Source organism: Streptomyces sp. NPDC048353, from assembly GCF_055587165.1.
Genome location: NZ_JBVJGU010000004.1, coordinates 252740 through 265489, shown reverse-complemented (window position 1 = coordinate 265489; position 12750 = coordinate 252740). Strand labels below are relative to the sequence as shown.

General features: G+C 74.7%; 10 protein-coding genes. 6 read left to right on the top strand and 4 right to left on the bottom strand.

Features of this window, described 5'->3' with window-relative positions:
• Nucleotides 1-306: 306 nt before the first annotated feature.
• Nucleotides 307-1371: an O-antigen ligase family protein gene (locus ACZ6RC_RS16405; protein ID WP_469583358.1), complete on the top strand. Its 1065-nt coding sequence runs from the start codon at nucleotides 307-309 to the stop codon at nucleotides 1369-1371.
• 286 nt (nucleotides 1372-1657) lie between these two features.
• Here ACZ6RC_RS16405 and ACZ6RC_RS16400 read toward each other — a convergent pair whose 3' ends face one another.
• Together ACZ6RC_RS16400 and ACZ6RC_RS16395 are read right to left on the bottom strand one after the other, a co-directional pair.
• Nucleotides 1658-2290: a hypothetical protein gene (locus ACZ6RC_RS16400; RefSeq protein WP_469583356.1), complete on the bottom strand. Its 633-nt coding sequence runs from the start codon at nucleotides 2288-2290 to the stop codon at nucleotides 1658-1660.
• 62 nt (nucleotides 2291-2352) lie between these two features.
• The gene (locus ACZ6RC_RS16395) at nucleotides 2353-3138 is read right to left on the bottom strand and encodes a glutamate racemase (RefSeq protein ID WP_391137938.1); all 786 of its coding nucleotides are present in this window, start codon (nucleotides 3136-3138) and stop codon (nucleotides 2353-2355) included.
• A 58-nt stretch (nucleotides 3139-3196) separates the two neighbouring features.
• On the opposite strand from ACZ6RC_RS16395, the gene ACZ6RC_RS16390 reads away from it, so the two are divergent.
• On the top strand, nucleotides 3197-4393 hold the full coding sequence (locus ACZ6RC_RS16390) for a glycosyltransferase (protein WP_469583352.1): 1197 nt from the start codon (nucleotides 3197-3199) through the stop codon (nucleotides 4391-4393).
• A 27-nt stretch (nucleotides 4394-4420) separates the two neighbouring features.
• Here ACZ6RC_RS16390 and ACZ6RC_RS16385 read toward each other — a convergent pair whose 3' ends face one another.
• Nucleotides 4421-5740 carry a TerD family protein gene (locus ACZ6RC_RS16385; protein ID WP_469584341.1) on the bottom strand — a complete coding sequence of 440 codons (1320 nt, stop codon included), beginning with the start codon at nucleotides 5738-5740 and terminating at the stop codon, nucleotides 4421-4423.
• A gap of 237 nt (nucleotides 5741-5977) precedes the next feature.
• Between ACZ6RC_RS16385 and ACZ6RC_RS16380 the strand changes: the two genes are divergently transcribed.
• From ACZ6RC_RS16380 to ACZ6RC_RS16365, 4 genes are all read left to right on the top strand, one after another.
• Nucleotides 5978-6445, top strand: coding sequence for a DUF6643 family protein (locus tag ACZ6RC_RS16380; RefSeq protein WP_391137944.1), 468 nt, complete (start codon nucleotides 5978-5980; stop codon nucleotides 6443-6445).
• A 36-nt stretch (nucleotides 6446-6481) separates the two neighbouring features.
• Nucleotides 6482-7306: an MOSC domain-containing protein gene (locus tag ACZ6RC_RS16375; protein ID WP_469583348.1), complete on the top strand. Its 825-nt coding sequence runs from the start codon at nucleotides 6482-6484 to the stop codon at nucleotides 7304-7306.
• A 131-nt stretch (nucleotides 7307-7437) separates the two neighbouring features.
• Entirely contained in the window at nucleotides 7438-7638 is a 201-nt protein-coding gene (locus ACZ6RC_RS16370) for a hypothetical protein (RefSeq protein ID WP_469583345.1), read from the top strand.
• Nucleotides 7639-7720: 82 nt separating this feature from the next.
• Nucleotides 7721-10156: a right-handed parallel beta-helix repeat-containing protein gene (locus tag ACZ6RC_RS16365; protein ID WP_469583342.1), complete on the top strand. Its 2436-nt coding sequence runs from the start codon at nucleotides 7721-7723 to the stop codon at nucleotides 10154-10156.
• Here ACZ6RC_RS16365 and ACZ6RC_RS16360 read toward each other — a convergent pair.
• A complete protein-coding gene (locus ACZ6RC_RS16360; protein ID WP_469583339.1) occupies nucleotides 10126-12654 on the bottom strand; it encodes a hypothetical protein in 2529 nt (842 codons plus the stop codon). The genes ACZ6RC_RS16365 and ACZ6RC_RS16360 overlap by 31 nt on opposite strands.
• Nucleotides 12655-12750: the final 96 nt, after the last annotated feature.

Here is a 12750-nt window from a genome sequence, read left to right as displayed (position 1 = left end):
GAGGCGCCGGCGGGGACGGTTTCCCGCCTCACCGGCGACCCGGGCGCCTCCCGCCCCAGCTCCGCCCCGCGCGACCGGCCGAGGCCCCCCACTCTTGACCGGACCTCCCGGCCCCGTTGGCCGACCCCAGCTCCTCCCGCCCCGTGCGACCGGCCCCTGCCCCCTCGGCACCCGACCCCGCACCCCACCGCCGTCCCGCCCCGCCCCCGCCTCGTCCACCACTGCTGCAACGTTTCTGCGCTTTCTCTCCACAAACCCCTGCCGTCCCGTTACGGTGTCCGCCAGGCTGAACGGGGGTCGACGGGCATGGCTGCACCTGCGGTCGAGCGGGTGGCGGCGCGGGAGCGCGGCCGAGCGCCGGACGTCGCCGGGGCCCTGGTCCTGGGCGCCTGTGCGGCATGGTCGCTGATCAGCGCCGCCGGCCGGGACGCCCGCCCGGAGGGGATCCTCCTCGCCGTCCTCGCCCTGTCCGCCGGCTACGCCTGCGGCCGGATCTGCGGCACGCTCCTGCCGGTCGCCGCGGCGGCGGCCGCGTCGCTGGCGGCGCTGGGCCTGGCGCTCGCCTCGGGGCCCGGCGTCCCCGGCGCCACGCCGGCCGCGGCCGTCCCTCCCGGTCACACGGGAGCGGCCGCGGCGCTGCTCGTCCTCGCGGCCGGCGCGGCCTGCTGCGCGGCCGCGGCGGCCGACGCGGGGCCCGTACGGCTGCTGCTCCGGGGGCTGGCGCTCGGGATCGCGGGCGTGGCTCTGGCGCTCGGCTCGGTGGTGGGCTCCCTCGCCGCGCTGGGGGTCCTCCTCTGCTCGCTCGCCGCGGTACGGATGCGGCGCCGGGCCGTCGGCCTGGCGGGGCTCGTCCTGGCGACCGGTCTGGTCGCCGGCGCCTCCTGGGCGGTCGCCGAGGACGCCCTGCCCGAGGGGCTGACGGTCTCGCTGGAGGGCCAGCTGACCGGCCATCGGGTTCTGCTCTGGCGGGACGCCGTGACGCTGGCGAAGGAGAACCCGCTCCTGGGCGCCGGCCCCGACCGGTTCGGTGCGCTGAGTCCGACCGCCCGGGAGACGCTCGCGGCGGACGGCAAGCCGCACTCGGCGCCGCTCCAGCAGGCGGCGGAGCAGGGCGTCCCCGGGGTCGTGCTCCTGGGCGCGGCCTACGGATGGCTGGTGTGGGGCCTGGGCGTCTCGCCCCGCTCGACGGCGGTGACGCTGACGGCCGGCGCCACGCTGACGGCCCTCGCGGTTCTGGCGACGGTCGGCAACGCGCTGAGCTTCACCCCGGTGACCGCGGGCATCGGCCTCCTCGCGGGCCTCGCGACGGCCCGCCCCCCGTCGGCGGACCCGCACGGCGCCTGGCGGGCGGGCGTCCGGGACGGCGCCTAGGCCGTGCCCGTAAAGTCTCGCCTTGCACGCGACGCCTGCACGCTCCCCCGTGGCCCTTCGGGCACGGGAGGTGCCCCCACGCTGCGTTGTCGGGATCACCCGAGTACGCCCCGTACGAGGGCGACCCTCCGCCTTGCGATCGCACGCACCAGACGCCGCGGGCCCTGCCCTGCGCGCAGACGGCGCTACTCTCCCGACACGACCCAGGCCGTATTCGTAAAGTCCGGTCCGGCCCGGCATCGCCCGCACACGCTCGCGGCCGGGCGTACGCCACGCCGGGCCCCCGTCAGGCGCTCGTCGGCCCCGTCGGGGTCGGTGGGGCGGGAGGGCCTGCGGCGTCGGGGGTGGGTGGGGTGACGGGGGTGGTCGTGGCGGGCTGGGTCAGGCGGCCGCGGATGACGCGGACGGCCTCCTCCGCGTCGTCGACCGTGACCGTGAACACGCGTCCGTCGACCAGCTCCAGGACGAGCGCCTCGCCCCGGCGGACGATGACCCCCATCCCCTTCTCGGGGCGCCACCGATAGCCCCAGCCGCCCCAGTGACGCGGGGTGACCGGCGCGACCTCGACGCCGACCACCTGGGAGAGCGGGATCCGGCGGCGCGGTACGCCGACGTGCCCGCAGCGGACCTCCAGCGCGGTGTCGTCGACCTTGACCGCCACATGGACGAACGCGAGGGTGCCGAACAGCATCAGGAGCCCCGCCGCCACGCAGCCGATGACCGACATGAGCAGCGGCGCGATGCCGGAGGTCCACGGGGAGTCCACGGCCAGCTCGATGCCGAGCGCCACGAACGCGACGCCCGCGAACGCCAGCAGCCACTGGAAACGGTTGGTGGCGCGGCCCGTCCAGACCTCGGGAACCGGAACGTCGGTGTTCGGCGGCCGGGGGTGATGGGGATGACGGCGATGGTCCCTCATGGCTCGCAGCCTACTCACACTCCGCTCACGCGGCGCCCGCTGCGCACCCGGGCCGGATGCCGTCAGCGGGCCGCGGTCGCCGCTCCGAGCAGCCGCCCTTCCGCGTAGGAGAGGGCGGCGGACGGCAGTGCGGCGGGCCGGCCGCTGTGGATCACGGTCAGACCGCCGACGGGGGCCGCCGCGGATGCGGGCTCGGCGCCGATGCGGCGCAGCGCTTGTGCGGCGACTGCCCCTGCGGAGCCGTGGAAAACCACGTCGGGCAGGTCGGTGTCCTGGACGGCCGTACGGATCCGCTCGACGACCAGTTCGTAGTGCGTGCACCCGAGGACGAGGGCGTGGACGCCCCGGGGGGTGAGGGCGGCCGCGGCCGCCACGGCGCGCTCGACGGCGACCGGGTCGGCGCTCTCCACCGCGTCGGCGAGGCCGGGGCAGGGCACCTCGGTAACCTCGGCGCCTTCGGCGAACTCGCGGATCAGTCCGCTCTGGTACGGGCTGCCGGTGGTGGCCGGGGTCGCCCAGATGGCGACCTTGCCGCCGTTCGAGGCCGCCGGCTTGATCGCGGGGACGGTGCCGATGACCGGGATCCGCGGCTCGAGTTCGGCGCGGATGGCGGGCAGGGCGTGGACGGATGCGGTGTTGCACGCGACGATCAGGGCGTCCGGCTCGTGGGCCGCTGCCGCGCGGGCGACGGCCAGCGCGCGGAGGGTGAGGTCGTCGGGGGTGCGCGGGCCCCAGGGCAGGCCGTCGGGGTCCGAGGAGAGGACGAGATCAGCGTCGGGCCGCAGGCGGCGAACCGCGGCCGCCGCCGGGAGCAGGCCGATTCCGGAGTCCATGAGCGCGATCTTCACCCGGTCACCCTAGCCGACCACCCTTGCGTCCCCGGCGATCTGGGGCAGACTGCGGCGAATGAGCGCCATTGCCTGGATCGCCGTGGGTTCGCTGGCCGCCTGGGGGTGGCTGCTGCTGGGTCAGGGGTTCTTCTGGCGCACCGACCAGCGCCTCCCCGGAGACGTCGGAGACATCGGCCACGCGCGCGTGGAGCCGCGGCACTGGCCGCGCGTCGCCGTCGTCGTACCGGCGCGGGACGAGGCGGAGGTGCTGCCGCTGAGCCTGCCGTCGCTGCTCACCCAGGACTATCCGGGCGAGGCGGAGGTGGTGCTGGTCGACGACAACAGCGCCGACGGCACGGGCCGGCTCGCGCGACAGCTGGCCGAGCGGTACGGCGGGCTGCCGCTGACCGTCGTCACCCCGGGCGAACCGGAGGCCGGCTGGACCGGGAAGCTGTGGGCGCTGCGGCACGGGATGGCGCTGGCACGCGCGCGGGGACCGGAGTACCTGCTGCTCACGGACGCCGACATCGCGCACGAGCCGGACAGCCTGCGGCTGCTGGTGACCGCGGCCACGGCGAACGATCTGGACCTGGTCTCCCAGATGGCCCGGCTGCGGGTGGCGAGCGGCTGGGAGCGGCTGGTCGTCCCGGCCTTCGTCTACTTCTTCGCCCAGCTCTACCCCTTCCGCTGGATCAACGGCCGCCGGCCCCGCGCGACGGCCGCCGCGGGCGGCTGTGTCCTGCTGCGGACGGAGACCGCCGTGCGGGCGGGCGTCCCGGAGGTGATCCGGCAGGCGGTGATCGACGACGTGTCGCTGGCTCGCGCGGTACGCCGGGCCGGCGGGCGGATCTGGCTGGGGCTCGCGGAGCGGGTCGACAGCATCCGGCCGTACCCGCGCCTCGCCGACCTGTGGCGGATGGTGTCGCGCAGCGCGTACGCCCAACTGCGCCACAACCCGCTCGTGCTGGTCTGCACGGTCGCCGGTCTCGCCGTCGTCTATCTCGCTCCCCCGGTCGCCCTGCTGGCGGGGATGTTCGGCGGCGACGCGATGGCGGGGGCGGCCGGCGCGCTCGCCTGGGCGGTGATGGCGGGGATGTACCTGCCGATGCTCCGCTACTACCGTCAGCCGCTCTGGCTCGCTCCGACGCTCCCCTTCACCGCTCTGCTGTACCTCCTGATGACGGTGGACTCGGCCGTCCGGCACTACCGAGGCCAGGGGGCGGCGTGGAAGGGCCGGACGTACGCCCGGCCCCAGGCCGCCCCCGATCGGTAGGCGCACGGACGGGCTCCCGGGCTCCGGTCATTTGCGGCCGGGGGTCCAGTTCATGCCCCAGCCGTAGGCCTGGTCGACCGTTCGTTGCGGGCTGACTCCGCGCTGGGGGACGAGGTAGCGGGCCTCGCGCCGGACGACCAGGTCGCCGTTCTCCTGGGTGAGGAGGGCGAGGGCGCAGACGGTGGAGGGGACGGTGCAGTCGTCGAGGGAGAAGTCGACGGGCGCGCCGTGCTGTGGCTGGAGGGTGACGGTGGCGTGCAGGTCGGCGAAGCTGCGCGCGCCTTCGTAGATGGTGACGAAGACGAGGACGCGGCGGAGTTCGCCGCGGTGGTCGAGGTTGATGGTGAGGTTCTCGCCGGAGGCGAGGTCTCCGGTGCGGTCGTCGCCGTCGAGATGGATGTACGGCGGCTGGTGCAGGGAGCCGAAGGCGTTGCCGAGCGCCTGAACCACTCCTTTGCGGCCGTCGGCGAGTTCGTAGAGGGCGCACAGGTCGAGGTCGAGGTCGGCGTGCTGGGCGATGGCGCGGCCGAGTTTGGCGCCCCAGCCGGTGAACTGTTTGCGGGTCTGCCAGTTCAGGTTCACGCGCAGCGCCCCGGAGGTGCCGCCCTGCTTGGCGAGGGAGACGGTCGGCGACTCCTTCGTCAGGGTGACTTTGGTGAGGCGCACGGGCTGGGAGGGTGCCGGCGCGGCGGGCGGCGGTACGGCTGCGGGGTGCGGGGCGGCGGCGGGCGCCGGTACGGCTGCGGTTCGCGGGGCGGCGGCGGGCGAGAGGGGCGCGGCCTGAGGGGCCGTCGGCCGTTGGGGCTCGTCGACCGCGATGCCGAAGTCCGTGGCGAGACCCTCCAGGCCGGAGCCGTACCCCTGCCCCACGGCCCGGAACTTCCAGGCGCCCTGGCGGCGGTAGAGCTCCCCGAGGACGAAGGCCGTCTCCACGGTGGCGTCGGTGCTGTCGTACCGGGCGATCTCGGCCCCGCTCTCCGCGTCGAGCACCCGGATGTGCAGTCCGGGGACGCCGCCGAAGGTGCCGCCGTCGGCGGAGGCGGCGAGGACGATCCGCTCGACGGCCGGCTCGACACGCCCCAGGTCCACTTCGACGGCGTCCGTCACGGGCCCCGACGCACCCCTGGAGGCGTCCTTCCCCTCGTGCCGGACGGCCCCGGAGGAGTGCCGCGGCTGGTTGTAGAAAACGAAGTCGGCGTCGGAGCGCACTTTCCCCGACACAAGGAGTAGCGCCGAGGCGTCGACATCCGGCACACCCGCACCTGAACGCCACCCCAATTCCACGCGCACCTTCCGCGCGGGCACCGGAACATTCGCTCCTTTAAGCATGGACACGCTCGCCCCCATCACGGCCGCTCGGACAACAAGATTTCTTTACGTCAACCTAATGCCGGGCATGCCGGACCGACCCGGCCGACCCGTGGGTAACCCCTCCCCAGCTCGGGTTTTCAAGATCGACGCTCTCTTGAGCGACCGTTTTTGTCGCGTTCGCTCGCATTGTCGATCGACAGTCGCGCAGAACCAGTCAAACAACCCTCTTATCGGGCTCCCCAACCAGCACATCGTGGGCTTAACTTATGTGCCATGACCTCCCCGCGCTCCACCTACGGAGGCGGTTACTACACCGCGCCGTCGTTCCCCGACACCCCGATCTACGACTCCCTGGTCGCCGAGCGGGGCACGCCTCAGATCGCTCCGATCCGAGTGCCTTCCGCCTACGACACCGGCAACAGCTACCTGCCGGCGCTGCCCTCGGCCCTGCCCGCCCTCCCGGCGGCACCCAGCCACTCCACCCCGTCCTACGGTGGCAACGCCTACGGCTACCCCCAGCCCATGCAGCAGCAGATGGCCCCCGTCCCGCTGCAGCACGCCCCGGCGCCGTACATCCCCCAGCAGCCGGCCGGCCCGCGCGGCTACCCGGGCGCCCAGCCCCAGCAGCCGCAGCGCCCGATGGGCACGGGGTACGAGGCGATGCGTCCGGCGGCCGCACGGCCCGCGCCCGCTCCGTACGACGACCCCTACAACCGCCCCTACCAGGGCGGGGGATATTGACCGACCCCGGAGCGGAGCGACTGGCAGGATGACGGCATGTCGATCGCTGTCGTGCGCTCCCTCCACGTCCACCCGGTCAAGGCGCTGCGCGGATGCGCGCGCGCCGAGGCGGAGGTCGAGCCATGGGGACTGGCCGACGACCGCCGCTGGGCCGTCGTGGACGCGTCCGGCAGCGTGATGACGCAACGCCGACATCCACGGATGGCGTTGGCGTCGGCCGAGCCGCTGCCGGACGGCTCCCTCAGGCTGTCCGCTCCCGGCCACGCGCCCCTGACCGTCGAGGTGCCGCGGCCGTCGTCCACGATCCGGGTGGAGGTCTTCGACACTCCCGTGGACGCGGTACCGGCCGGCCCGGCGGCCGACGCGTGGTTCAGCGCCTTCCTGGAGACCGAGGCCCGGCTCGTCCACATGGACGAGCCGGCGCACCGCCGTCCGATCAACCCGGCGTACGCGCTGCCCGGCGAGACGGTGAGCTTCGCGGACGGCTATCCCCTTCTGGTCACCACCTCCGCCTCCCTCGACGCCCTCAACGCGCTCATCGCGCAGGGCGAGCACGCCGGTGAGGGACCCCTGCCGATGGACCGTTTCCGGCCGAACGTGGTCCTGGACGGCACCGCGCCCTGGGCCGAGGACGACTGGACCCGGCTCGCCATCGGCGAGGTCACCTTCCGGGTCGCCCGCTCGTGCGGCCGGTGCGTGGTCACCACCACCGACCAGACGACCGCCGAGCGCGGCAGGGAACCGCTGCGGACCCTCGCCCGGCACCGCAAGGACGGCAACCGGCTGATCTTCGGGCAGAACCTGGTCCCCGAGCACACCGGCACCCTCCGGACCGGCGACGAGGTCAAGATCCTCGACTGAGGCGCACGCGCCCGGCCGCCCGCCCTGGCGTGTCGCGAGGCAGCTCCTCCCGCCCGCCGTCGGTTGAACCACCGGCGCCCGCACCGACGCCTCCCTCCAGGCCGCCGTGGACCGACGACGGTGGACGCCCCGTGTCCCCGCCGATGGAGCGGGAGACCGCAAAGACCCACGCCGTCGTCGTCGGCGTCTTCGCGGCGGCCCTGACCGCCGTGTTCCTCGAGGCCGCCGGACGGGCGGTCGTACGCCGTCTCGTACACCGTCGGTACGCACGCCTCGACCGTGCGTGGGCCCGGACCGGTCCCGGCTCGGGCCGTACGGACGCGGGCAGCTGACTCGTCAACCCCTCGCCCCCGCGCGCGCTACGGTGGGGCATCGGATCAGCGGCGTCGCATGAGGCGGGGGCAGAACACACCCATGGCACAGGGCACGGTCCAGGTCACGCACACCGGCACCTCGCGGTGGCGCCGGCGCACGGGTGAGTACGCCTCCCTCGCCGCGGCTCTGGAGGCCGCCGGAGACGGCGACGTCCTCACCGTCGCGCCCGGCACGTACCGCGAGAACCTCGTCATCCAGCGGGCCGTCACCCTGCGCGGGCCCGAGGGCGGCCTCGGCTCGGTCCGGATCGCCCCGGTCGACGGCGTGCCGCTCACCGTCCGCGCGTCCGCCACCGTCCAGGACCTGCACGTCGAGGGCCAGGACACGGCCGCTCCCGCGCTGCTGGTCGAGGACGGCACACCGGAGCTGCTCGACCTGCGGATCGTGACCCGCTCCGCCGCCGGGCTCGAGGTCCGCGGCGCGGCCCGGCCCACCGTCCGGCGCTGCACGGTCGACAACCCCGCCGGGGTCGGGATCGCCGTACTGGACGGTGCGGGCGGGGTGTTCGAGGAGTGCGAGGTCGTCTCGGCCGGCCAGTCCGGCATCTCCGTGCGCGGCGGCGCGCACCCTCGGCTGGAACGCTGCCGGGTCCACCACGCCTCGGGCGCGGGGATCACCGTCAACGGCGAGGGCAGCGGCCTGGAGGGGATCGGCTGCGAGGTGTACGAGATCAAGGGCGCCGGGCTGCAGATCGCCGCGCGCGCCACCGCCCACCTCACCGACTCCTCCGTGCACCGCACCTCGGCCGACGGCATCACGCTGGACACGGACGCGGTCCTCACCCTCTCCGACTGCGACATCCACGACATCCCCGAGAACGCCGTCGATCTGCGCTCCCGTTCCGTCCTGACGCTCACCCGCTCCACCGTGCGCCGCTTCGGGCGCAACGGCCTCTCGGTGTGGGACCCGGGCACGCGGGTGGACGCCAACCAGTGCGAGATCCACGACAGTACGGGTGACTATCCGGCGGTCTGGGTCAGCGACGGTGCGACGGTCGTCCTCGACGCCTGCCGGGTGCACGACGTGCCCGACGCGCTGTTCGTCCTCGACCGGGGCTCCCGCGCCGACGTCGTCGACAGCGACCTGTCGCAGGTGCGGAACACCGCGGTCTCGGTGAGCGACGGGGCGACCGCCCAGCTCGACGACTGCCGGATCCGGGAGGCCTCCACGGGCGCCTGGTTCCGCGACCACGGCAGCGGCGGCACGCTGAGCGGCTGCACCATCGACGCCGTGCAGACCGGGGTCATCGTCACCAAGGGCGCCGACCCCACGATCGAGCGCTGCACGGTCACCTCGCCGGCGGAGGCCGGGTTCTACGTCTCGGCGGAGGGGCGCGGCTCGTTCGCCGGCTGCCGGGTGACCGGGAGCGGCGGATACGGCTTCCACGTGATGGACGGCTGCCGCACCACCCTGCGCAAGTGCCGCACGGAGCGGTGCGCGCGCGGCGGGTACGAGTTCGCCGAGGACGGCCCCGTGGCGGAGGAGTGCACGAGCGACGAGAGCGGGGTGCGTACGGCTCCGGCCGACAGCGGCTCCGTCCTGACCGCGCACGCCTCCGCGACCCGGACGGCGGGACTGCTCGGCACCGTCCCGGGGCCGCGCGCCGCCGCGCCCGCGCCCCCGGTCGGGGCGGACCCCGAGCCGGCTCCCGCCGTGGTCGAGGCGCGCTCCTCGCAGGACGTGCTGGGCGAACTGGACGCGCTGGTGGGCCTGGAGAGCGTGAAGCTGGAGGTCCGCACGCTGACCAACATGATCGAGGTGGGGCGCAGGCGCCAGGAGGCCGGGCTCAAGGCGGCCTCCGTCCGCCGCCATCTGGTCTTCACCGGCAACCCCGGCACCGGCAAGACGACGGTGGCCCGGCTCTACGGCGAGATCCTGGCGTCGCTCGGCGTCCTGGAGCGCGGCCACCTGGTCGAGGTGTCCCGGGTCGACCTGGTCGGCGAGCACATCGGCTCGACCGCGATCCGTACCCAGGAGGCGTTCGACCGGGCGCGCGGCGGGGTGTTGTTCGTCGACGAGGCGTACGCCCTGTCGCCCGAGGACTCCGGGCGGGACTTCGGGCGTGAGGCGATCGACACCCTGGTGAAGCTGATGGAGGACCACCGTGACGCGGTCGTCGTCATCGTCGCCGGCTACACCGCGGAGATGGAGCGGTTCCTGACCGTCAACCCCGGTGTGGCGTCCCGCTTCTCACGGACCATCACCTTCAGCGACTACGTACCGGACGAGCTGGTGCGGATCGTGGAGCAGCAGGCCGACGAGCACGAGTACCGGCTCGCGCCGGGCACGGACGAGGCGCTGCGGAAGTACTTCGGCGAACTGCCGAAGGGCCCGGCGTTCGGCAACGGGCGCACGGCCCGCCAGACGTTCGAGTCGATGGTGGAGCGGCACGCCGGCCGGGTCGCCGTGCTCGCCGAGGCGAACACGGACGACCTGACCCTGCTCTATCCGGAGGATCTGCCCGAACTCCCCTGAGGCGCGGCCCCGTCGCCGCCGCGCCCGGTCCCCTCGGAGCGCTGGCGGGGCAGGGCGGGCGGCAACCGGTCGAGGAGTCCGGTGCGTTCGTCGGCGAAGGACGGGTGGGCCTGGTAGTCGGAGTGCCCCAGGATCGGTTCGGGCAGCGGGTGCGCGTGGGTCCGGCCGTAGGCGACGGGGTCGAGCAGGACGGGGCAGTCGACGGCGGGCTTGTCCCCCTCGGCGGGCACCCGGACCGGGCCGCCGATGGGGTCGGTGGCGCGGTAGAGGTTGCTCCAGCAGTGCACCGTGCGGTGCAGCCCGCGCAGGGCGTCCGGGCCGAAGTAGGCCGGGAACCACCGGCCGTAGAGCCGCTCCAGCGGGGAGCCGTAGGTGAGCAGCGCGACCCGCTTGCGCGTCGCGGGCGGGAGCTGCCAGACGGCGGCCGCGGCGAGCACGCTGCCCTGGGAGTGGCCGGAGATGACGAGCCGGCCGCCGGTGTGGCCGGTCCAGGAGCGCATCCGCCAGGTCAGGTCCGGGACGGCCCGTTCGGCGTAGCAGGGCGGGGCGAAGGGGTGCGCGGCGCGCGGCCAGAAGGTGCCGACGTCCCAGAGGATGCCGATGGTGCGGCGGGCGGAGGGGTCCTTGTAGGCGCGGCGGCCCCAGGTGACGAACAGTATGAAGCCGAAGCCGATCATCCAGGAGCCGAGGGCCTGGGCGGTGTCGGCGGCGGAGGCGATGGCCGGGTGGGCGCCGTCGAAGGCGCGCCCGGGGACGTTGTCGCTGGCCCAGGCGCCGGCGACCGACGCGGCGCCGAGCAGCAGGGTGGCCCCGGAGACGATGCCGACCAGGGCGGGCGCGGCGTCGGTGAGTCCGGCGCGGGCCCGGCCGGAGGCGATGCGTCCGGTACGGACCGGGTCGGGGTCCTCCGTGCCGTAGTCGGTCTCGACGACGGGCCCGAGGCGGCGGGCGGCCCGCGCGGTCCGCAGGGCGAGGAACGCGCACGGCACGAGGAGCATCAGGAGCAGCACCGGGATGACGGACGCCTGCCAGCTCAGCAGCACGGGCGGCCCGACGAGCGGCCCCTCCCCCATGCCGGGGGTGGCGGGCCCGTCGAGCCAGTCGGCGACGCGCTGGGCGACACCGCCGGACATGACGCCGCCGAGCGCGCAGGCCAGCATGGCGACGGCGGGTCCGCCGAGGCCGTACATGGCGGTACGGGGGTGGCGGTGGGGGCGGTGCAGCAGGAGGGCCACGACGCCGAGGGCGACGACGAGTCCGCCCTGGGCCAGGGTCAGGGCGCCGAAGGCGACATCGCCGGGGAGGGTGCCGGTGGAGCGCCAGCCGGGCCGGGACCATCCCGCGTACACGACGGCCAGCAGCAGCACGACGAGGGAGGCGCCCGGCAGCCAGGAGACGAGCGCGCGTTCGACGCGCAGGTCGAGGCGCTTCTCGCTGCGGCCCCGGCGGCAGACCACCCAGAGGATGACGGCGGCGAGGACGACGAGGGCGGCCTGGAGGCCGCGGCCGAGGTATTCGCCGAGGGAGTCGGCGGCCTGCCGGTCATGGCGGACGGCGGCGCCGATGAGGGCCGCCGCCACGGTGAGGAAGCCGACGGCCGTGTGGGCGGCGCGGAGCCGGGCGACGATCCGGCGCCCGTACCAGAAGCCGGGGCGGCCGAGCGCGGGCCGGAGCCGGACCGGGGGTTCGGAGCCGGCGGAGGAGGCGGAGGCGTCCGCCTCGGCGGGGTCGACGGTGGCGGCCTCCGCGTCGGAGGAGTCGGCGTCCGGCGCGGGCGCGAGCAGCGGCTCGGCGGCGGGCGGACCGGGCGCGATGAGAGGCGCGGCGGAGGCCGTCTGCGGGGTCTCGGCGGCCAGGTCGTCGTACCCGGTGGGCGGGCGCTGCGCCTCGTAAGCGCTCCAGGTGCGGTTGGAGAGGTACCAGAGGAGTCCAACGAGCACGGCCGGGACGACCGAGGCCAGGGCGAGGCGGCGGCCCGGCTGGGACCACCAGCCGCCGCGGTCGGCGGAGAGGAAACCGAGCCAGGAGCGGTCCTCCGCGCAGGCGGCGACACCCGCGCACTGCCACGCCGTCAGGTCGAGCGCGACCTCGCAGGCGGCGGCGGTGAGCAGCGCCGTCAGGGTGAGCGCGACGAGCCGCACCAGGACTCCGTACAGCCGCAGCAGGCCGGCGCGGCCGTGTGCGGGCGGGCGCATCCAGTGCGCGAGGTTGGCCACCATGAACGGCAGGAGCAGCAGCCACAGGGCGCGGGCTCCGTTGCCGGAGGTGAGGTTGGACCAGCAGTACGCCTCGGGGACCGGCCGGTCGGCGTAGCGCTCGGGGTGCTCCTCGGCGTCCAGGTCGTCGGCACGGCGGTGCATGGCGGCGGTCGTGTCTCCGGTGACCCGGACGGTACGCGGGTCGTCCAGCATGTCCTGCGGCGTGGCGCCGCCGACACCGTGGACGAGGAGTTCGAGCGCCGCACCCCCGATCTTCCGGACAGGTGTGGCAGGGGACACTTCGGTGTCTCACTCTCTGGATGGGAGTATGCGACGGCACACACAGGATCGCGGAAGGCCGCGGGGTCGCGCAGGGCCTCTCACGGAATCCGTCGG

Coding starts and splice junctions, on each gene's coding strand:
- ACZ6RC_RS16405 (WP_469583358.1), top strand. CDS start 307: ATGGCTGCACCTGCGGTCGAGCGGGTGGCGGCGCGGGAGCGCGGCCGA.
- ACZ6RC_RS16400 (WP_469583356.1), bottom strand. CDS start 2,290: ATGAGGGACCATCGCCGTCATCCCCATCACCCCCGGCCGCCGAACACC.
- ACZ6RC_RS16390 (WP_469583352.1), top strand. CDS start 3,197: ATGAGCGCCATTGCCTGGATCGCCGTGGGTTCGCTGGCCGCCTGGGGG.
- ACZ6RC_RS16385 (WP_469584341.1), bottom strand. CDS start 5,740: ATGGGGGCGAGCGTGTCCATGCTTAAAGGAGCGAATGTTCCGGTGCCC.
- ACZ6RC_RS16380 (WP_391137944.1), top strand. CDS start 5,978: ATGACCTCCCCGCGCTCCACCTACGGAGGCGGTTACTACACCGCGCCG.
- ACZ6RC_RS16375 (WP_469583348.1), top strand. CDS start 6,482: ATGTCGATCGCTGTCGTGCGCTCCCTCCACGTCCACCCGGTCAAGGCG.
- ACZ6RC_RS16365 (WP_469583342.1), top strand. CDS start 7,721: ATGGCACAGGGCACGGTCCAGGTCACGCACACCGGCACCTCGCGGTGG.